At 58.1% G+C, this 19,731-nt stretch carries 21 protein-coding genes; 10 read left to right on the top strand and 11 right to left on the bottom strand.

Going from position 1 to position 19,731, the window contains the following annotated elements; genetic code table 11:
* Positions 1–57 precede the first annotated feature (57 nt).
* Both rsmI and BLT38_RS01560 read right to left on the bottom strand, forming a co-directional pair.
* Positions 58–936, bottom strand: a complete 879-nt coding sequence (rsmI, locus tag BLT38_RS01555) for a 16S rRNA (cytidine(1402)-2'-O)-methyltransferase (protein WP_083343596.1) — start codon at positions 934–936, stop codon at positions 58–60.
* Positions 929–2,047: a CBS domain-containing protein gene (locus tag BLT38_RS01560; protein WP_083343597.1), complete on the bottom strand. Its 1,119-nt coding sequence runs from the start codon at positions 2,045–2,047 to the stop codon at positions 929–931. Before BLT38_RS01560 ends, rsmI begins: the two co-directional genes overlap by 8 nt.
* A gap of 89 nt (positions 2,048–2,136) precedes the next feature.
* Here BLT38_RS01560 and rsmD point away from each other — a divergent pair, with 89 nt between their 5' ends.
* Positions 2,137–2,700, top strand: a complete 564-nt coding sequence (rsmD, locus tag BLT38_RS01565; RefSeq protein WP_083343598.1) for a 16S rRNA (guanine(966)-N(2))-methyltransferase RsmD — start codon at positions 2,137–2,139, stop codon at positions 2,698–2,700.
* Here rsmD and BLT38_RS01570 read toward each other — a convergent pair.
* Positions 2,697–3,266: a hypothetical protein gene (locus BLT38_RS01570; protein WP_231966681.1), complete on the bottom strand. Its 570-nt coding sequence runs from the start codon at positions 3,264–3,266 to the stop codon at positions 2,697–2,699. The genes rsmD and BLT38_RS01570 overlap by 4 nt on opposite strands.
* Entirely contained in the window at positions 3,263–4,237 is a 975-nt protein-coding gene (thiL, locus tag BLT38_RS01575) for a thiamine-phosphate kinase (RefSeq protein WP_083343600.1), read from the bottom strand. Before thiL ends, BLT38_RS01570 begins: the two co-directional genes overlap by 4 nt.
* A 230-nt stretch (positions 4,238–4,467) precedes the next feature.
* Between thiL and BLT38_RS01580 the strand changes: the two genes are divergently transcribed.
* The gene (locus BLT38_RS01580) at positions 4,468–5,472 is read left to right on the top strand and encodes a M23 family metallopeptidase (RefSeq protein ID WP_083343601.1); all 1,005 of its coding nucleotides are present in this window, start codon (positions 4,468–4,470) and stop codon (positions 5,470–5,472) included.
* 68 nt (positions 5,473–5,540) lie between these two features.
* On the opposite strand, the gene BLT38_RS01585 is transcribed toward BLT38_RS01580, so the two are convergent.
* Positions 5,541–6,038, bottom strand: a complete 498-nt coding sequence (locus BLT38_RS01585) for a hypothetical protein (RefSeq protein WP_231966682.1) — start codon at positions 6,036–6,038, stop codon at positions 5,541–5,543.
* Positions 6,039–6,143: 105 nt separating this feature from the next.
* Positions 6,144–7,043 (bottom strand): ferritin-like domain-containing protein, encoded by a 900-nt coding sequence (locus BLT38_RS01590; RefSeq protein ID WP_083343603.1) that lies wholly within the window; start codon positions 7,041–7,043, stop codon positions 6,144–6,146.
* 261 nt (positions 7,044–7,304) lie between these two features.
* Here BLT38_RS01590 and BLT38_RS01595 point away from each other — a divergent pair, with 261 nt between their 5' ends.
* The 5 genes from BLT38_RS01595 (at position 7,305) to BLT38_RS01615 (ending at position 12,416) form a co-directional block, all read left to right on the top strand.
* The gene (locus BLT38_RS01595; RefSeq protein ID WP_083343604.1) at positions 7,305–7,964 is read left to right on the top strand and encodes a carbonic anhydrase; all 660 of its coding nucleotides are present in this window, start codon (positions 7,305–7,307) and stop codon (positions 7,962–7,964) included.
* The gene (locus BLT38_RS01600) at positions 7,961–8,875 is read left to right on the top strand and encodes a bestrophin family protein (protein WP_083343605.1); all 915 of its coding nucleotides are present in this window, start codon (positions 7,961–7,963) and stop codon (positions 8,873–8,875) included. The genes BLT38_RS01595 and BLT38_RS01600 overlap by 4 nt, the downstream gene beginning before the upstream one ends.
* A gap of 93 nt (positions 8,876–8,968) precedes the next feature.
* The gene (locus BLT38_RS01605) at positions 8,969–9,373 is read left to right on the top strand and encodes a BlaI/MecI/CopY family transcriptional regulator (RefSeq protein ID WP_083343606.1); all 405 of its coding nucleotides are present in this window, start codon (positions 8,969–8,971) and stop codon (positions 9,371–9,373) included.
* Positions 9,370–11,307: a M56 family metallopeptidase gene (locus BLT38_RS01610; protein ID WP_083343607.1), complete on the top strand. Its 1,938-nt coding sequence runs from the start codon at positions 9,370–9,372 to the stop codon at positions 11,305–11,307. The genes BLT38_RS01605 and BLT38_RS01610 overlap by 4 nt, the downstream gene beginning before the upstream one ends.
* Positions 11,304–12,416 (top strand): hypothetical protein, encoded by a 1,113-nt coding sequence (locus BLT38_RS01615; protein WP_083343608.1) that lies wholly within the window; start codon positions 11,304–11,306, stop codon positions 12,414–12,416. The genes BLT38_RS01610 and BLT38_RS01615 overlap by 4 nt, the downstream gene beginning before the upstream one ends.
* Before the next feature lies 1 nt (position 12,417).
* Here BLT38_RS01615 and BLT38_RS01620 read toward each other — a convergent pair whose 3' ends face one another.
* Together BLT38_RS01620 and BLT38_RS01625 are read right to left on the bottom strand one after the other, a co-directional pair.
* A complete protein-coding gene (locus tag BLT38_RS01620; protein ID WP_231966683.1) occupies positions 12,418–13,788 on the bottom strand; it encodes an alpha/beta hydrolase family protein in 1,371 nt (456 codons plus the stop codon).
* Positions 13,789–13,948: 160 nt separating this feature from the next.
* The gene (locus BLT38_RS01625; RefSeq protein ID WP_083343609.1) at positions 13,949–14,680 is read right to left on the bottom strand and encodes an ABC transporter ATP-binding protein; all 732 of its coding nucleotides are present in this window, start codon (positions 14,678–14,680) and stop codon (positions 13,949–13,951) included.
* A 95-nt stretch (positions 14,681–14,775) separates the two neighbouring features.
* Between BLT38_RS01625 and mctP the strand changes: the two genes are divergently transcribed.
* Positions 14,776–16,263 (top strand): monocarboxylate uptake permease MctP, encoded by a 1,488-nt coding sequence (gene mctP / locus BLT38_RS01630; RefSeq protein WP_197674914.1) that lies wholly within the window; start codon positions 14,776–14,778, stop codon positions 16,261–16,263.
* On the opposite strand, the gene BLT38_RS01635 is transcribed toward mctP, so the two are convergent.
* From BLT38_RS01635 to acpS, 3 genes are all read right to left on the bottom strand, one after another.
* Positions 16,260–17,096, bottom strand: a complete 837-nt coding sequence (locus tag BLT38_RS01635; RefSeq protein WP_083343610.1) for a TIGR03435 family protein — start codon at positions 17,094–17,096, stop codon at positions 16,260–16,262. The genes mctP and BLT38_RS01635 overlap by 4 nt on opposite strands.
* A gap of 27 nt (positions 17,097–17,123) precedes the next feature.
* The gene (locus tag BLT38_RS01640; RefSeq protein WP_083343611.1) at positions 17,124–18,209 is read right to left on the bottom strand and encodes an MlaD family protein; all 1,086 of its coding nucleotides are present in this window, start codon (positions 18,207–18,209) and stop codon (positions 17,124–17,126) included.
* A 116-nt stretch (positions 18,210–18,325) separates the two neighbouring features.
* Positions 18,326–18,748 carry a holo-ACP synthase gene (gene acpS, locus BLT38_RS01645; RefSeq protein ID WP_331711394.1) on the bottom strand — a complete coding sequence of 141 codons (423 nt, stop codon included), beginning with the start codon at positions 18,746–18,748 and terminating at the stop codon, positions 18,326–18,328.
* A gap of 82 nt (positions 18,749–18,830) precedes the next feature.
* Between acpS and BLT38_RS01650 the strand changes: the two genes are divergently transcribed.
* The gene (locus BLT38_RS01650; protein ID WP_083343612.1) at positions 18,831–19,235 is read left to right on the top strand and encodes a hypothetical protein; all 405 of its coding nucleotides are present in this window, start codon (positions 18,831–18,833) and stop codon (positions 19,233–19,235) included.
* A 32-nt stretch (positions 19,236–19,267) separates the two neighbouring features.
* A complete protein-coding gene (locus BLT38_RS01655; protein ID WP_331711395.1) occupies positions 19,268–19,654 on the top strand; it encodes an RNA-binding S4 domain-containing protein in 387 nt (128 codons plus the stop codon).
* Positions 19,655–19,731 lie beyond the last annotated feature (77 nt).

Here is a 19,731-nt window from a genome sequence, read left to right on the forward strand (position 1 = left end):
CTGGACTGCGCACTCATTGTGAACCTTGCGAAGAGCGATTGACGAGACTGGCGGAAATCAGCGTTTGCCGCGAGTGCGTTGCCATTCGCGGTAGGCTTCGCTTTTGCCGATGCCGAGCTCTTTCGCGACCTGCTTCAGTGCGTCTTTTTCACTGATGCCGTTGCCGATGAGGCGACGGACTTGTTCGGCGAGGCTGGCGCTGGATTCGTTTTGTTCACTGAGAAGTTTGCCGGAGATGAGGAGGACCATTTCGCCGCGGATGCCTTCGCGTGATTGCACGGTGCTGCGGACTTCGCTTGCGGTGCCGCGTAGAAATTCTTCGTGCAGCTTAGTTAATTCGCGTGCGACTGCGATGGGATGCTGTGGCCCGAAGACGGCTTCTACATCCACCAGCGCTTCTGCGATGCGGTGTGGCGTTTCGTAGAAGATTTGTGTCGCTGACTCCTCTGCGGATTTAAGCGTTTCGCGTAGGGATTCGAGGACGGTGCGGCGTTCGCCTGCCTTGGATGGGAGGAAGCCGTGGAATGCGAATTGTTCCGTGGGTAGGCCGCTGGCGGTGAGCGCGCTGAGGACTGCGTTGGCACCCGGCACGGGGTAGACTGCGATGTTTGCTTCCACTGCCGCGCGCACGATCTCTTCGCCAGGATCGGCGATGCCGGGCATGCCTGCATCGCTTACGACGGCAATGCGTGCGCCTTCACGTAACGCGTTGACGAGTTCTTCGGAGCGGCCGCGTTCGTTGTGCAAGTGATAGCTGACAGTGGGCGTGGTGATGCCGAAGTGATTGAGCAGCTTCTGCGTCTGACGTGTGTCTTCGCAGGCAATGCGGTCGGCACTGCGCAGAATGCGGAGGGCGCGCAAGGTGATGTCTTCGAGATTGCCAATGGGGGTGGCGACGAGGTAGAGGCCGGGCGCGAGTGGTGCGTCGTTACTCATCTTCGCCGGACCTTGCTGCGGCCAGTTCCGTGACGCGTCGTGCATTGCCCAGCATAGACATGGATTGCGTGAGGCTATTGGGCGTGAGGATGCCGACGAGTTTTTCTTCGCGCATGACGGAGACGAGTTGCGCGTCGCGATTTTTCTGCATGCGTTCCAACGCGGGCAGGAGAGGCGCGTCGGCGAGGACGACTTCGACGGTGCGTGTCATCACGCCCTGGACGTAACCGTTGCCATCGGCGCGCAAAGCTTGCGCGAGTGTGTCGCGATGGATGGAGCCCACGAGGATGGGGCCACGCACGACGGGGAAGACGTCTTGAAGAGAATGAACGCTGCGACGGAGAGCGTCTTCCAGCGTGTCGGATGCGGAGAGTGTTGCGAAGTCAGTGAGCATGACTTCAGCTGCAGTGATCGTGCCCGCAGCTTGTTGGCCGAGACGGGTGATGGCGTCACCACGGCTGGAAAGCAGCAGCGAGCAGCCCATGACGATGAGCCACGCATTCGTGAGCGCTGCGCCAAGGATGATCAGGACCAACGATATTGCGTGTGACAGGCCTGCGGAGGCGCGTATACCGGAATCGTTGCCACGGATGCGGCGGAACTGGCGGCGCAACACGATGCCCGAGTCGAGTGGCCATGCCGGAAGAAGGTGTAGGCCGCCGAGGAGCACCTGCGCCCAGATGGCAGAGCGCAGCAGATGCTGCGGAGTGACCCACGGCTGCGCAAAGAGATTGATGGCCGGTGTTGCCGCGTACATCAGCAGCGCCATGGTGATGCCTGCGGCGAAGTTGGCGAGCGGGCCAGAGAGAGCGATGAAGCGCTCGCCACGGGTGCTGGCGTTGAGAGATCGCTCTTCCGTGGGGGCGGAACCGGTGGGTAGCAGTAGCAGGCGGTCGACGGCGAATCCCGCGGATGCTGTGGCGAGGCCGTGACCCACTTCACGCACGATCACTGCTGAAAGCAGTAGCAGCCAAAGGCCGAAGCCACGCATGCCGCTGCCGTCCAGAAGCGAGGACAGCATGATGATGATGGGCAATGAAAGAACGAAAATGGCGTGAAGACGAACCTCAACGCCGAAGTATTTGCCCAGAGTGACAGACCATCCACGCATGTTGGATTGATTGTAGTTTCTTTCAGAGATCAGGGTTCGTTATCAGAGCAGGCTTTGGGGACTGCTGCCGGTTTTCATAGAATGGATTTATGCGTGTGATTGCAGGAACATATCGTTCGCGGGTGTTGGGGGCTCCAAAGGGGTTGGCTACGCGGCCTACGAGTGACCGGCTGCGCGAGACTCTTTTTAATGTGATTGCGGCGCGGGTGCCGGATGCTCGGTTTGCTGATCTGTATGCCGGTTCCGGTGCGGTGGGCATTGAGGCGATTTCGCGGGGAGCGGCTGAGGTTTTCTTTGCAGAGAAGAATGCTGCGGCACTGACCGCGATTCGCGGGAATCTGCGGACGCTTGGGATTGCGGGTGGATTTCAGGTGGAGGCTGGAGGGACTGCACCGTTGCTGAAGCGGCTAGCGGGAAAACCGCTGGACGTGTGGTTTCTTGATCCGCCGTATGAAGAGGTAGAGGAATATCGCAAGACGTTGACGACGCTGGGCGATGCCGGGAATGAGTTGGTGGACGCCGATTCGCTGGTGATTGCGGAACATACGCGCAAGCAGGCATTGCTGGATCGTTATGGTGTTTTGAAGCGGACGCGGACGTTGCTACAAGGCGACGCCGCGCTGAGCTTCTATGCCATGGAGACTACGGATTAAGGGTTGAAGCCGCCACCTGTCAGGGTTTGCGTTCGCAGGTCGAGTGCGAATGGGAGTTCCTTATCGGAGGGCATGTGCCAACCCTTGCCGCGGAGAATGGTTCCGTCGACTGCGACTTCCGTGACGCCTTCCCAGGTGAGTTTTGGGCTTTGCCACATGCCGTCTGGTGTGAGGATGACGGCGTCGTGGAAACCGATGAGGATGAGCGCCTCTGCTTCCGGAGCGGCGTGGACGCTGACTACCGGGCGGATCGGCAGGAGAGCGGTGGCTTCTGGTTGGCTGGCGGGAATGCGATAGGCGTAGCCACCGGCGACGGCGAGAAGATGGTCCGGATTGGGTGTGGACCACAGGCCGGAAGCCAGGTTCTTATCCGAGAAGCCCAGAGCGCATTGGGCCACGAAGTTTGATCCGTCCACGGGTTTTACGTTGAGCCAGAGAGCGCCGCGGGCGAGCGCTTCTTCTTCGCCTGCAATGGCCAGCGGAAAGACGAAGTGGCGCGCGGGCATGATCATGGGCGCCCCGTTGAGGACTGATGCCTGCCAGGTGTGGGGAAAGTCGTCGGTCATAGTGAATGCTCCCATCCGGCGGGCTCTAATCGTTCCGTTTTGCCGTTGCTGCGCAGGGTGATGTCTTTGCCCCGAACGATTTGGCCGATGTGGGTGATGGGGATGCCGCCGATGCTGCGCGGGACTTTACTGGTGGCGGATGCGGTGAAGAGGAGTTGGTAGTCTTCGCCGCCGTGCAGGGCGTGTTGCAGAGCGTCTTTCTTATTGGTCAGGAGCTGGTGAAGTGGAAGCGAGTCGGCTTCGACGATGGCGCCTACTCGGGACTCTTCGCAGAGGTGGGTGAGGTCGGTGGACAGGCCGTCGCTGATGTCGATGGCTGCGGAGGCGAGGCTGCGCAGGCGTTGGCCAACGCGGAGTTGCGGCTGCGGGTAGAGGTGCGGATGGTCGTCAGCCGGGGAGGCTTTGCGGAGGCTTCGAGGCGATTTTGCCAGGGCGGCGAGTTCGGCAGAAGCTCCTCCCAAATGGCCGGTGACATAGAGGCCGTCGCCGGGACGCGCTTTGCTGCGGCGGAGTTCCGTGCCTTCCGGGACGGAGCCCAGAAGGACAATGTCTGCGAGGATGGCGTCGCCGGGAGCGGTGGAGGTGTCGCCGCCTGCGAGGGGTGTCTTGGTTTGTTTCGCCAGATGAAGCAAACCGCCTAGAAAGCCGTCAAGCCATGTGCGGTTTGCAGCGCGACGGGTGAAACCGGTGGGCAGGGCCAGGGACAAGAAGGCGGCCATCGGTTGCGCGCCCATCGCGGCGAGGTCGCTAAGGCCCCGGGCCAGGCAGCGGTGCCCTGCGGAGGCGGCGGGGTGCCAGTCTCGGCGGAAGTGGCGTCCTTCGAGGGAAAAGTCCGTGGTTACAAGAACATCGTGGCCCGAAGGAGGGCGCAGAACGGCGCAATCGTCGCCGATGCCGAGGCGAACCGCGCCCTTGGGGCGTCCAGCCCGATTGCGAAGCTGTTGGATGAATTGGAGTTCGCCGCTTGCCACGTCTTTCAGGATAACGGCGAAAAAGTTCGTCTTTTCGCAAAGGCGGCGCGTATTTATTAGTGTCGGGAAAGAATTCGCGGAACTATCACCGTCTATGAGGCAACCCGTGTTTACCGGACAGCTTCGAGGCGGGTAAACTTAAAGAGTCGGAACGATCTGGCAACTCGCATTTCTGAATCGAGATCGGTAAATCGCATTTCGCGATCTTGGTCCACAGGATGAGCTTAGTTTTGAAGAAAAGTTTTTACGTAGTACTGGTATCACGCGAGGAAGACGGATCGTTGCGCAGGGTTCCTGTGCCGCTGAAGTTCGCCTGGATGTTTGCGGGCGCGGCGGTGGTGGGTCTGTTCACGATCGCCGGTCTGGCTGGATCGTATTCTCGTATGTTGTTGAAAACGGAGCGTTTTAATCAGCTTCGTCAGGAACACAATACCCTTCTGGGCGATTACGCGAAGCTGCAAAAGCGCGAGCATGAGAAGGAAGTCCAGGCAGCGTCGTTGGGTGCGCTGGCCAGCGAGGTTTCCGCGCTGTATGGTCTGACCGCGAAGGGCATTGCCAGCAGCACACAGGGCGTTTTTGGACGAGGCCGCAAGTCTGCCGGAACAGAGACTGCCGTTATTGCGCCGACGGAGACTACATCGGCTGACGCTGGTTTTAGCAATGCGAACTATTACAAGTCGTTGCAGGCGTTTTATTCGTTGCGGAACACCGCGATGGATGGCTCCATGACGCGCGCAATTTCGAACAGCTTTGCGCCCTCCGGGTTGGGCAATTTCGGTATCGGTGCAAATCTGACCGGAAGCAATATTCCTACGTTGTGGCCGGTTCTGGGTTCGATTTCGTCTCCGTTTGGTGGACGGCAGGATCCGATCCTGGGCAATGGCGAAGGCGAGTTCCACAAGGGCGTAGACATCTCGGCCCCGTATGGCACTCCGATCCGTGCGACTGCGGATGGTGTGGTGCAGATGGCTGGCATGGGCAACGGATATGGCCGCGAGGTGGTGATCAACCACGGTGGCGGCGTAGAGACGACCTATGCACACATGTCCGGTTTCCACGTTTCGGCGGGTGAGCAGGTGGTGCGCGGACAGGTGATCGGTTATGTGGGTACCAGCGGCCGTTCGACCGGCGCACATGTTCACTACGAGGTGCGTCTGCGCAATGTACCGGTGAATCCGCACAAGTATCTGCGGGACTCAGTTAATGGAATCGGCACCGAGATCGCCAGCAAGTAGCGTTTGGATATTTGAGGAATAAAAAGGCCGCTCATGGAGCGGCCTTTCTTCATTTGTAATTGGAATCTTTAGCGGACGCCTACGGGACGATCGTTGTTCCATTCGTCGGCGACGACGCCGATGGAGTTCAGCGTATCCATGGCTTTTTCCATGTTGATGCGAAGCTGGCGGCGAGCGACTTCCGGTGCGTCATGTGCTTCTTCAATGGCGACGACGCGGCCGTAAGGCCATGCTTCCTTGGGGATCGCATTGAGTGCTTCGGCCAGATTAGTGGGATCAATGTTCAGAATCTGGCGACGTGCAGCCTCAGGACGCAGCATGGTGCCCTTACCCAGATCGCTGGGATTGGCGTCCGGCATCAGCACGTGCAGCGTGATCATCTTTTCCTGCACGGTGAGCGATGGGTTCTGCCAACCGGAGATGGAACTCACGGACATGTAGAGGGTCTTGGACGGCGGGGGAATCTGTGCCAGATCGCGTCGCGCGTCGTTCAGTTGCGCTGCGGCTTCACGGCTGGCTTCCGCCGCAGAGGCGGGCCGGCTGTGGCAACCGGTCAAGGGGACCACGGAGAGGGCAGAAAGGAGAAGAAGGGCGGAGATACGCACATTGTTAAGAATAACAATGCCAGCTATCGACGTTGCAGCAGAATGTGGGCGGTGTGTCCCATTTTGTTACACGGTGGTAATGTTTCCATTCACACCGTTGGGGAAGAACGCGCCCTTGGCGGTTCCTGTTGCGGTGTTGTTGTACAGAATGGCCAGCGTCTGCGAAGTGGAGCGCTGATAGGCGAAACCGTTGAAGGTATTGGTCTGACCGGGAACGCCGTTGGAGGCGGTATCGAAGAAGCCACCGTTAGCCGTTGTGGGACCCTGCTGGGCGAGGGCGGAGGTGCCGGGATCGCCGGGTTTGATATCAAAGCCGTCGGCGGGAACATACCCGGGAAGGCTGCTAGGGTAGCCGGAATTCTGCTGAATGGCGATAAGACGCAGCGCACCCGCGTGGAATCCTTCGACGGCGAGCATCTGCGCCAGCGCGGTGGAGTTGTTGCCGCTGAGGCGAGCCATGATGCCCGCATAGGCTGTGGCACCCACATCCTCCAGCAAGCGCGCGATGGGGGTAATGTTGGACGCGTTGACGGCGGTGATGGCGGAAAGATTGAGTTGCGGCCGAGCAATGGCTAGCCCATTGCCGACGGCGGTTCGCAGCGCGGAGACGTGTGATATCTCGTCAAAATAAATTTCAGCGAAGAGATCGGTGATCTGCTGATTGGGGAAGGTCAACTGCCCAGGGGCACCTGTGGGTGCGGGGCCGCCGCCTGTCAGTGAGCTATCCAGATCTTTGCCCGTAACGATATAGGAATACAGAGTGGCCTGGAGATACTCAATGTTCAGAGCGAAGTTCAGTGTGTCGATTTCTGGTTGCGTTGCGGCATCCACGTAGGGTGTAGGGTCGCCGCATCCGACGGTGATCGCCGCAGCTCCGGCAAGGCTTGCGCAACTGAGAAAACGACGCCGGCTCAGAAGGTCGTCCGTGATGTTCTTCTTCAAGCCGGATGCTGAAACGTCTGCCATGTTGCCATTCTCTCCTTACGGCGTGGTCGCGAAAAGATCACATCGCCATTCCTTCCCATTTCGTGAAAGGATAAGCCCGAGCCGTTGCGCACTTAGAGCGCAAAACAAGGTTAAGCGTTGCAATAAAACCGTATGCTTTCATGAGAAAAGCATTCGCGTCCGGTAAGCGCACAGAGGTCTCTGCCTGAAAGTAATTTTTGCTTCCGATCGGAGTAGTCGTGCGTACTTACACACTGGATACTTTCCGCAGGAGAAGGATGAATGGCCAAGAGCAATGAAACCCTGGAGAAGCTGAAGCGTGGGATTCTGCAGTTTCAAAGCGAGGTGTACCCGGCACGCCGCGAAGAGTACGAATACGCTGCCACACACCCACAGAAGCCGCATACGCTGCTGATCACATGCGCGGACTCACGCATCGATCCCGAAGCACTCACGCATAGTGGCCCCGGCGAAATCTTTGTCGCACGCAACGTGGGCAACATGGTGCCAGCCTATGGCGACATGCTGGGTGGTGTGTCTGCCGTGATTGAGTATGCGGTGGATGCGTTGAAGGTGAACCACGCTGTTGTATGCGGTCATACGGACTGCGGCGCTATGAAGGGAATTCTTGCAGGTGAGGGAGCACTGGATGCCATGCCCACTGTCAAGACCTGGCTTCGCAATGCGGATGCTGCTAAGCGCGTGGCGCAGACAATCGACGGCGAGAAGCCTGCATTGCATACGATGACGGAGCAGAATGTGTTGCTGCAGTTGCAGCATCTGCGCACGCATCCGTCGGTAGCGGGAGCGATTGCTCGCGGTGACCTGACGTTGTCGGGATGGGTATACGACATTGGTCACGGCGATGTGCGCATTTATGACGAGGCGGCGAACCGCTTTCTGTCTGTTCGAGAATCCGTAGCCCAGGAGGCCACTGCTTGATCGTTCCTCACGCGCCGCAGCTTCGACGACTGCTGGAATACGTAGGCATGCCGCTTCTGCTGTTGTTTCTTTGGGACGCTGTCATTGTTCTGCTGTACAAGGTTGCTCATTGGGATTGGCTCGCTTTGCCACATATTCCACTTGCGCTCTTTGGCTCATCCATTGGCCTGATTGTTGCGTTTCGCAATAACAGCAGCTATGGCCGATGGTGGGAGGCGCGAACGATCTGGGGTGGTATCGTCAACAATTCAAGATCGTGGGCACGAGAAGTGCTCACGGCCATTGCACCGCAGAAACCCACGGAAAAGGATGCGGTTCGTGCCATGCAGGTGCGCATGGTGCATCTGCAGATTGCGTGGGTGCATGCGTTGCGTCAGCAGTTGCGTGGTCTGCCTCCGCTGGACGAGTTACATGGTCTGCTTCCAGAAGATGATCTGGTGGCTTTGAAGGACCAGAAGAACGTGGCCTTCACTCTGCAACTGTGGCAGGGAGACCTTGCACGGCAGGCCCTTGAGAACGATTGGATCGATAGTCTGCAGTGGTCTTCGCTAGATGGGACGCTGAACGATCTGATCGATTTTCAGGGCGGTTCGGAGCGTATCAAGAACACTCCGATGCCGAAGCAATACGACTTCTATCCACAGTTGTTTGTGAAGATCTATTGTCTGCTGCTTCCGCTGGGGCTGGTGCAGAACATGGGTTGGTTTACGCCGCTCGGTTCCACGCTGGTGGGATTCATCTTTATCGCGCTGGATAAGATTGGGCGCGATCTGGAAAATCCTTTCGACAACACGATCTACGATATTCCGTTGACAGCGATGTCCCGGACTATCGAGATCAATCTGCGGCAGTCTCTGGGTGAGCGCTCTTTGCCTGCACCGGCAGAGGCGGTTCATGGCGTGCTCTGGTAATACCGGAGCATACAAACTCCTAAACTTTTAGTTGACACACGGCGGCGGACAGGCGCATTCTTACTCCTAAAGATTTAGGAGGAACGAACGCGAATGTCCGCCGCCGCTTCTGATAAGACTGCACTCACGCCGCTGGAACTGGAAATTATGCAGGTGCTGTGGAGCCAGGGGCCGAGCACGGCTGCGGAGATTGTGCCGCTGCTGAATGGCAACCTTGCTTACAACACCGTAGGCACCATGCTGCAAGTGCTGCTACGCAAAGGGCGTGTAAAGCGTACGGCAGAAGGGCGTGCCTATCGCTATCGTGCGACGGTGAGCCGTGAGCGGGCTGCGGGGTCGGCCATTGGCGATTTGTTGAAGCGCATGTTTGCGGGTGATGCGCAGGCCATGCTGCTGGCGATGGTGGACTCCGGGCACGTTGACGCGGAAGATTTACAACGCGCGCGCAAGGCTCTGCAGGCAGCGGAACGCGAAGATGCGAAAGAGGCACGGGGATGAGCGCGCCGGGGCTGTTTGACCAGGCGCTTGCTGCGTTTGCGCTGCATGCTGTGTGGCAGGTGCCATTGCTGGCGTGTGCGACGTGGTTGGCGGTGCGAGTAGGGCGGCCGAAGGTTCGGATTGCCCATGCGTTGTGGATGGCGACGCTGCTATTGTGTGTCGTTGCGCCGCTCTTATCGACCTGGCAGGGATATCGTGTGGCACGTGCTCACGCTCAGCAGAGTGCGGTTTTCATTAGCTACTCCGCGGACGATGCAGCGCACGATGTTCCGGCCATGCAACGCGAATCGGCCTGGCTGCGCTTCGCGCACAAGCACTTTAATACTGTGGATGGCTTACGGCCCCTTGCATTTGCTCTTCCGCCGCATGCGGCGCGTGGTATTGCAGCGCTGTATGTGTTGTTGCTTCTGTTTGCGTGTGTGAAATTCGGCATTGCGTGGCGACGTGCGCGGCTTTTGATACTCGCCGCGTCAGCTGACGTTCCGCAGCGGTTTGTTCAAGAAATGCGGGAGCAGTGCGAGTTGATGGATTGTGCGCTACCGTCTGTTGCGATGAGCGATGAAGTTGCGGGGCCGCTGTTGGCTGGAGTGTTGTGGCCAACGTTGTTGCTGCCTGCACACTCTGCAGATGAACTCAGCGAAGAGGAAGTTGAGGCGGTGTTGGCGCATGAACTTTCTCACCTTCGTCGCCGCGATCCTCTTTGGCATGCCGTGTCTTCCGTGATGTTGTTGCCGGTGCAGTTTCATCCCGCGGCAAAGTGGATTGCGTCGCGTATCCGGCAGACGCGTGAGATGGCCTGCGATGCAGATGCCGTGGCGTTGATGGGATCGTTGCGCTATGCGGATGCGTTGTTGTGTGTCGCAGAGCGTATGACCTTTTCGCCTGCTGCTACAGAAGGCGTAGGGTTGAGACTTTTCGATGTTGAGCACGTGTATACAGCTACCGCTCGCGACGGTCGGCTGCGGTCAAAAACAGGGCCTGCGACGGTGGGCCTCGAACTCTTCGACGCCACGGGCGCCATGGAGGAACGTATGAGGTCCATGATGAAAAACGATGAACCGATGAGCCTTCGCAGTCGTTGGACACGCGGCATTGCTGCTGCTGCAATTACCGCAACAGGAGTGGCGGGTGCTTGCATGATCCAGGTGCAGCCTGCCTTGGCTGCACAGCAGAAGGACGCGACAGCAGAAGCTCCAAAGATGAAGGTGGTGGTCGATGCAAACGACAATGGTCCCGCTCTGGTAAGCGGACGTCGGGTGCAAAAACAGTTGCAAGATGCAAGCCGGCGATTGAATGACGCCGAGACACATGCAGCGACCGACGAAGATCGCAACAAGATTGCCACCGCACAGCAGATGCTTCGCGCGGCGCAATCGGAACTAACAGCGCAGAGTGCTCCGCGCACGATGATGCTCCGTGTCGATCATGATGCGCAGTTGGAAAGTGGCGATAGAGTTAAGATCCACCTGCAACGCTTGGATGCGCAGTTATACAAAGTGCAGCTGGACGGACAGAAGCCCCGAGTGGATGTGAAACTGCAGGCGTTGCAAGTGCAACCGCGTGTGGAGTTGGAGCGAAGCCTGGTGATGATTACAAAGCTGGAGCCGCCTGTACTGGCTGTTTCTTTGCAGGAGAGCGACAGACCGATAAAGGTTTCTGCGAATGTAATGGCAGGAAATACGTTGACGAAAGTGACTCCGGAGTATCCAGCGTCAGCGAAAGACGCGAAGATTCAGGGCCAAGTGGTGTTGCACGCGATCATTGATGAGAACGGCAAGGTGGAACAGATTTCCGTCGTTAGTTCTCCGGATAGTGCGTTGTCAAAGTCTTCCATTGAAGCAGTACAGCATTGGACGTATAAGCCATATCTGCTGAATGGAAGGCCGACGGCAGTTGATACGACCATCAACGTGAACTTCACACTGGCACCATGATTCGTAGCTATCTTTCTGCAGCGATGGCGGCTGTCTGCGTTGCTCTTACGGGATGCAGCGCCGCGCATCGCGTGGATGCGCCTTCGATTCATTTGATGGAAGCTGCTGGCTATCCTGTGTTGACTTCTGCTGCGGATGCTTCGCAGAAGTTGACGGTGCAGACGACGATTGCGTTGGGTGCATCGTCAACTGCCGATTGTTCGATTGTGAGTAAGGTGTTTTCGCTGCAGCCCCCTGCTGATGCAGGTACTTCGCAGTGGATGATGACGAGTCCGAGCGTACAGGGATGGCAGGTGGCGGATACCGCTTCGCAGCTTCGCACAGAGTGGAGCGCGTTTGTGGCACAGCTTGCAGAACTCAGACGTGCGGGATGTTTTGGTGCAGGCCGGAGCACGGCCGTGTTGCAGCAGATGATTGCCGATGCCATTCCTGTGCCTTCGGATGAAGCGCTTGTGTTGCGTTATGGATTCAGTGGCGAAGGTGTCGCGGATCTGCAGCCGGGAATGGTGTTGCAGGTGGAACGTAGTGTTCTCGGCGAACGCAAAGGGCGGCGTGAGTTGCAATCGCTACAGGCAGATTATGAAGTGATTGCTGCTGGCGATGGTGTGCGGCTAAAGCAGGTGCGTGCGGAGACGCTGCACATGCAGGAGCGGCCTGATGAGATCTTCGCCCTGGATCGGCTCACGCAGAATGTTTCGCATCTGCGGTTGTTGTTGCAGAACCTTACACCGGGAACGTCGGCGCAGCGGCCGCCGATTTTGCTAATGGGTAAGGAAGACGCCGCTTTGCAGCGCGTTTCCGCAAATGTGGAAGCACAGGGTTGCGAGGCTGCTAAGAATGTTGCCGGTGTGCAATGTCTAACGTTTCATGAAGCGGTCAGCCTGCTGGTGGCGGTGAAGGTGAATCGTAAGCCTGTGACGTTTGCATTGGGAACAACGCTGGGAGTGGTGCTGGAGGCGCAGGGGATTGATCCTGCGACCGCAACACTACGTCGTTTGTTAACGAATGGCCGCGTGGCCGCGGTGATCTTTCCGCAGACGCGCGATGGCGCCTCCCGCATTGTGTTGCAAGGCGAGGATGAGATTGTCGGAACTAAGTTAAGTAAATGAACTAACGTTCCGGGTGCAGATTCATCTTGAGGAAGTCCACATAGACTGGCCAGTCGGAAGGAACCATGCCGTGGCCGCCGTTGTGCATCTCGTAGCTTAGATCGTGAAAAATTGGTACGCCTGCTGCGGGTAAAACATCTGTGCCGAGGTCCTGCTTGCCGTAGAGACGGTAGACAGGGCCTGCAGCGACGGCGGCTAGAAACTCGCCTTTAGGATCGCTCCAGAAGTCGGTGTTGCCAGTTTGCAGCAGCAGCGGACGCGGCGCAACGAGTGCGACGAGCATGTTCGCGTCCATCGGTGCGTTATCCGGGAAGCCTGCGTAGTTGGCCCAGTTCTTCGCGAACTGATAGGGGTAACGGCTAGGCGCGGTCATGTGTGCGATGGTCTCGCCGTAGTTGCGATGGCTGAGTGCTCCGCCGCCTTCGCCACCGCAGCTTGCAATGACTGCGGCGAAGCGTTGGTCATGCGCGCCCGCCCACAGCGCAGTTTTGCCCAGGCGTGAGATGCCGTGAACGGCGACACGTTTTGCGTCGATGTCTTTGTCGGTTTCGAAGTAGTCCTGTACGCGGCTCATGCCCCACGCCCATGCCGCGATGGAGCCCCATGCGTCGCCGGGACGGTCGTCGTTGTTCTTGATGTTCATGGCGCGTATGCCATCAGGAACGCCGGCGGGATAGTCAGGATCGATGTCGCCGTAATAGAAGGTGGCGATGCCGATGCCTGCGTCAAGGAAGATGTCGGCGTTCAGTTTGCCGAAGGCGCGCGTGGGCATTTCGCGTTTGCCGGTCTTCGGGTTCCACACTTCGACGGGGCGGATGCCGGGATCGTCAAAAGCCATTTGCGGTGCGCCGAAGTTGATGCTGAGCAACACTGGCGTGCGCTTCTTGGCCGAGACTTTTGCTGCGGGAAGATATTCGACCAGGTTGATGTGTGGGCCGGTCTTCTCTTTGTTCAACCAGATCACAACCTGTTTGCGAATGGCCTTGCCGTTGAGGGCGGGGGTGCCTTTGTCGAAGACCTCGAAGCTCTCGTCTGCTGGCTTGCCGGGCGCAATGCCGTATTGCTGCGTTTCAAAGAGGCGTACGATTTCGGGGCGGCGTTTGGTTTCCCATGTCTTTACATCGCGGACGGGAGTGCCGTCGGCCATCTTCAGTGCGTCAGGAAGTGTGTACGTGCCTACTTTGCTCTCGTCGTAATTGACGGGAATGCCTGCAACGTCTTCAGGCTTGGCCGGAGGCGTCGTGGACGTCGCGGATGGCAGATTGGGGCCAGCCTGCGGCGTTGCCGGAGCGCTTTGTGCGTTTGCTGTAGCTGCAGCGAGAAGGATGGCGAGCGCGAGAGGCAGGCGGGTGGCACGCAATGTACGGCGCAACGGAATACTCCATGTGCGAAATTAAGTACCGTCACACCGTAGTTTCACGTAACAACAAGCGTCAAGTGCCAGCCTGAGACATTTGTATTAATTAAGAAAAAAGTAAAGCCTTCGTCATCGCTAACGGAAGACGAAGGCTTAGAACTTCATGCTTTGTTGCTTAGCCTGCCAGCAGGCTGCCGATCAGTGACTTGCGCGATTCGCGGGGTGGTGGCGGCGCGTCGTGCAGGCGGCCGTCGCGGACGTAAAGTATGCGGTCGGCGATGGCTGCGGCTTCCGGATTGTGGGTAATCATCAACACGGTCTGGCCCATTTCTTTGGAGGCATGGCGCAGCATTTCCAGCACGGTTTCGCTGTTTTCCGTGTCGAGATTGCCGGTGGGTTCGTCGGCCAGGATGATGGCCGGGCGGGTGATGAGTGCGCGTGCAATGGCCACACGCTGCTGCTCGCCACCCGAGAGTTCGCTGGGACGGTTGTCCAGGCGATTCTCGATGCGGAGAAGCTCCGCAAGATGGTGCAGCAGATTCTGGTCCAGCGGCTGGCCGTTATCTGCAATGGAGTGCGCCAGTTCCACGTTGCCGCGCGCGGTGAGCGTGGGCAACAGGTTGAAACGCTGGAAGATGAAACCGATCTTCTGGCCGCGCTTGCGCGTGCGCTCCGCGTCGGAGAGGGAACTGAAGTCTACGCCGTCAATGGTGACTGAGCCGCCGGTGGCTCGGGTGAGGCCGCCGAGAAGGTAAAAGAGTGTCGACTTGCCGGAACCCGAGGGCCCAACGATGGCGACAAACTCACCGCGATCAATGGTGAAGGTGGCGTCGCGCAGCGCGTGTGTTTCGATTTTTCCGCTGCGATAAGTTTTTCCGAGCTGCTGTGCGACGATGATGGGCGGCATACCTGTTTTAAGTCTATCGCGGATGGGCGATGGGCATGTGTTGGGGCCATCCTGCTACCATTCGCCTATCCATGAATATGGCTCCTGCGGGGAACATGCATTCTGTTGCGCTTGCGGTTTTTTGTGTTGCGTTTGCGCTGGTGACGGTGGCGGGTTTTCTTGCCGCAAAATGGCGGCGCCCGGATGAGGGTCTGCACTCGTTGGAGGAGTGGGGGCTGGGCGGGCGTTCGTTCGGCACGCTGATCACTTGGTTCCTGCTGGGCGGCGATGTGTACACGGCCTATACCGTGATCGCGGTTCCGGCGGCCCTGTATGGTGCGGGTGCGCTCGGCTTCTTCGCGGTCCCGTACACCATTCTGATCTATCCATACATGATGCTGGTGCTGCCGAAGCTGTGGACGGTGTGCCACCGCAATGGCTATGTCACGTTTGCGGATTTTGTGAAGGGTCGGTTTGAGTTTCGTCCGCTGACGGTGGCGATTGCTCTTACGGGCATCCTGTCGCTGATGCCGTACATTGCGCTGCAGCTTGTGGGTATGAAGGTGGCACTAGCGGCCATGGGGCTGCGCGGCGAATGGCCGCTGATTCTCGCGTTTCTAATTCTTGCGTTTTACACGTACTCGGCTGGCCTGCGCGCGCCTGCGATTATCGCGGTGGTGAAGGACATCATGCTGTACGTGATGGTGATTGCCGCGGTGATCTGGCTGCCCTCGAAGCTGGGTGGTTTTGGACACATCTTTGCCGTGGCCGCTGCGGAGTTGCCGAAGCATACGCCGCCGGGTGGAACGCTGTTGAAGGCGGGGCAATTGCTGCCGTATTCCACGCTGGCCATTGGGTCGGCGCTTGCGTTGATTCTTTATCCGCACACTTCGACGGCGACGTTGTCATCATCCGGCCCGCAGACGTTGCGACGGAATGCAGCGTTGTTACCCGCGTACACGTTGATGTTGGGACTACTGGCGCTGTTGGGCTATGTGGCGCTGGCTGCAGGTGTGAAGGCAGCCGATAAATCAGAAGTGATTCCGCTGTTGTTCCTGAATGGTTTTCCGGAGTGGTTTGCGGGATTCTGCCTGGCGGCCGTGGCGATTGGTGCGCTGGTGCCTGCGGCGATCATGAGCATTGCTGCGGCGAACCTGTTCACGCGCAACCTTTGGGGCGAGTTTGTAAAGACACCAATGAGTGCGCAGAAGGAAGCGGCGCAGGCAAAGATTGTGTCCTTGATTGTGAAGTTTGGTGCGCTCGCGTTTGTGCTGGAGACGCCGGGGTCTTACGCGATCGAGATGCAGTTGCTGGGCGGCATCTGGATTACGCAGTTGTTTCCCGCAGTGGTTTGCGGTGCATTTGTGAAGCGCAGAACTCTGCATCCGTGGGCTGTGTTTGCAGGATGGCTTGCGGGTATGGTGTGGGGATCAGGGATGGCCATAGCGCTGGAGTTCAAGGGCAGCGGCGTGTATCCATTGCATGTCTTCGGGCAGACGTGGAGCATGTATGCTGCGATTCCTGCGTTGATTCTGAACCTGGTGATCAGCTTTGGATTGTCGCCGGTGTTCGCTCGGATCCGGCCAGTTGCTGTGAGTGCTTAGTTGTCCGACGGTTTCTCGACGTGGTCGATGACGAACACACGGACTGGGCCTTTGGAGGCTTGTAGCCTAAGCCCGAGTTGTTCCTGAATCGCGGTGAAGATGTCGGGAGCGTTTTGTTCGCTTGTAGCTTCTGGACGAACGGCGACCGATTCAGGTGTCCATCGCAGCTCGACGTCGTAGATGCCCGCGAGATTGGTCTGGTTGATGACTGATTTTGATAAGAGCCAGGAGAGGCTTGCAGCAAGCTCGTCTGCCGTCAGCTTGTAGCCCTTGGTATCCCCTGGGTGATTCTGCAGATCGCCACACGCAGCATCTTTCGGGAGGCCTTCTGGGCGTGGAAGGAAGGTGCAATCTCCCTTTACAACGGAATCCTTGAGCTTGCCCGGCTTGACGAGGACCAGGTCGTAGACGGGTTGCTCTCTTGTCTCCCAGTGGTATTTGAGTTGAAACCGATCTTCGAGCACGCCCTGAAGCATGATGGGGATGTCGTCGAAGCCGTGAACTTCGGCGGGTTTTGCGTTCAGGTCGTACCCGACGGATTTGATCCAGTCTGGGCCGCCTGCAAATTGGTATGGCTGTATCTGGAAGGCGTAATGGATGAGCATCCACAGGGAGCTATTGTCCGAGGTGAATCTGCCGTCTGGATACGCCTGAAAGTTGTTAAAGTTCTTACGGTCGGCCGGATCGTGGGCTCGGACAGAGGCGACATCAAAGGAAGGCCGCTGTGCATCGGTGGGTGATGCTGCGGTTTGTCCACAGGCTGCGATCGCGATCGGCGCGACCAGCATGGTCACGACGAGAAGCTTCCTGGCAGGATGCATCCACTCGAACATGTTGCTTTCTCTTATCAGAAAGAGCGATTAGAAGACTTTGAAGTGGATGGTCAGATACTTCTTCGGGTCGCTGCGGATGGTGTTCACCAGCATCTGCGAATCGACGGCCAGCTTGTCGAGGTTGTGATACAGCGCGGGGTCTTTTACCAGCAGACCTGCAGAGCCTTCGCCCTTGTTGATGCCTGAAAGAATATCGTTCAGGTTGCTGACAGTGGCGTTCAGCTTGCCCGCAAAGGCGGGGTCTTTGGCGATGAGACCGAGCGCGCCCTTGCCCTGATCCGCTTCGGCCAACAGGCTGTTTGCGTGGGCCAATGTGGAGTTCAGGTTGTTATACAGCGCGTCGTCATGCAGAAGCTTACCTGCGGAACCTTTGCCAGCGGCAAGGTCGTCGACGATCTTGTTCAGCTTGGCAGTGGTTTGGTTCAGGTTGTTATAGACATCATCGTCATGCAGCAGCTTGCCCACGGAACCTTTGCCCTGGTTCAGGTTCACTTCCAGCGTGTGCAGCTCTTCAATGGTGGCGTTGGCGCGCTTGTAGAGCGTGTCATCGTAGATGAGTCCGCCGACAGACCCCTTGCCTGAGGCGATCTGATCCACGATGCGATCCATCTTGGCGAGGATGACGTTCAGACTCTCGATGGTGCCCTGACCTGCCTTGACCACATCCTGAAGGTTGGGCGTTTCCAACGTCTTCAGCTCCGTATGATCCTGCACCATGGGACCGTTTGCAGTTTGGCTATTCAGGTCGATCACGGTGTCGCCGAGCACACCCACAGTGGAGAGCGATGCGCGCGTATCGGTGTGCACGTCTCTCTGAAACTTGCCGTCAATCCGCATGACCACCTGAATGGGGGTCAGCTTGCGCTTGGGGTCCTCCACCACGTTCACGGATTTGACGGTGCCAATGGTGACACCCTGCAAGTTGACGGCGGCGCCTTCTTTCACGCCCGCGGCATTTTCAAAATAGGTGTAGAGGGTCAGCTTGTGGGAGAACAGTCCCAACCCTTGCGAGCTTGTCATCAGGAAGAGCAGCGCGATCAACAGGGACAGCGACACCATGACCACAATGCCAACCTTCAATTGCGACCACTTCACTTCACTCTGGCTGGGCATGCGTGCGAGGCTACTCCTAATAGATCAACAATGTGCGGAGCAATGGTGCGCGCCCCGGCCAGTTCATTCCAAACGAAAGCTTACGGTAAATGGATGCAATTCCTGTGACTTTCGTTTCAAATCGTCGGCAGGCTCTCCAAGATTACCTGTGCAATGGCGAGGTCACGGCCATGAGACAGGCTGAGATGCACGGCAGTCACTCCCATGGTAGCGGCTCTTTCGGCTGCCCGGCCATGAAAGAAGATTGTGGGACGTCCGCCGGGTAGATGCGCCACTTCGATCTCGCGCCAGCTTACGCCGCGGGCAATACCGGTACCGAGCGCCTTCGCTCCGGCTTCCTTGGCGGCAAAGCGTGCTGCCAGGCTCTCCGCGCAGTTTCTCTTGCGCATGCAATAGGCGATTTCGCGCGGTGTGTAAATGCGATCCAGAAAGCGTTCTCCGAAACGATCCACGGAATCCTGGATGCGCGAAATTTCAGTCAGATCAACGCCCGTTCCAACGATCAAGAGAGAATTCCATCCTTGCACATTATGAGACATCAGAAGAGGACTTTTCGATAGTGGCAAACTGTTCTGCAACAGGGCAGTGGCGGCCGTCATGAGGGCCGGTGGATAGGCCGATATGCCTGTTGTGAGCGATTCTGCAAGACAACCCGAACTGCGACTGCGCGGTTTCACCTATCTGGAACGAAACGCGCTGATGCCGGAGTTGGGCGTGTCGATTGACCTTGCCGGGGGATGGATTCTAGATCGCAGGACGCTGGATGCGAACTCGCTGGAGTTGGTGATGGAGTCACAGGCTGCGTCGCTTCCGGATGTGTACGGAGCTCTGCTAAGCAGTGGCCTGGAACTGACTCGTGATAGCCATCGGGCGTTGGCGCAGCGATGTTTATGTTGCCAGTACTTGCCGGTACGCCGTGGTCCAGCGGGTGTTGTGGTGATGTATGTGGAGATTCTGTTCCTAGAGCAATCGCCGCAGGCTCTGGACATGGTGCAAGTTTTGCCCCTGAAGAGCGCCGTGGCCTGATTCGTTGCCATTTGCCTTGTCGCGAAGGCAAGATGGAGCAGATGGATTCGGTTCGACTGGACAAATGGTTATGGGCGGCGCGCTTCTTCAAGACGCGTGCGCTGGCGGTGAAGGCTTGCGAGCTGGGCAGGATTAAGCTGCGCGATCAGCCGGTGAAGCCTGCTCGCGAAATCAAGGCAGGTGACGTGCTCCGCATTACCAATGACGGCGGAATCTTCACGGTGGATGTGCTGGCACTGAGCGATGTGCGCGGACCAGCCGCGGCGGCGCAGGCACTCTATTGCGAGACGGAAGAAAGTGTAGCCGCCCGTAAGAAAGAACAGGAGGCGCGGAAGATGAACCCGTGGTTTGAGATGGATCGTTCCGAGCGGCCTACGAAACGAGATCGCAGGGATTTGAACAGGCTTCGCGGACGATAGTCGTTCACAAGAACAAAACAGAAATGCCCTGAACGTAAGCCTTACGTTCAGGGCATTTCTGTTTAGAGCGTTGGTGC

It is taken from the genome of Terriglobus roseus (assembly GCF_900102185.1).
GTDB classification, from domain to species: Bacteria; Acidobacteriota; Terriglobia; order Terriglobales; family Acidobacteriaceae; genus Terriglobus; species Terriglobus roseus_A.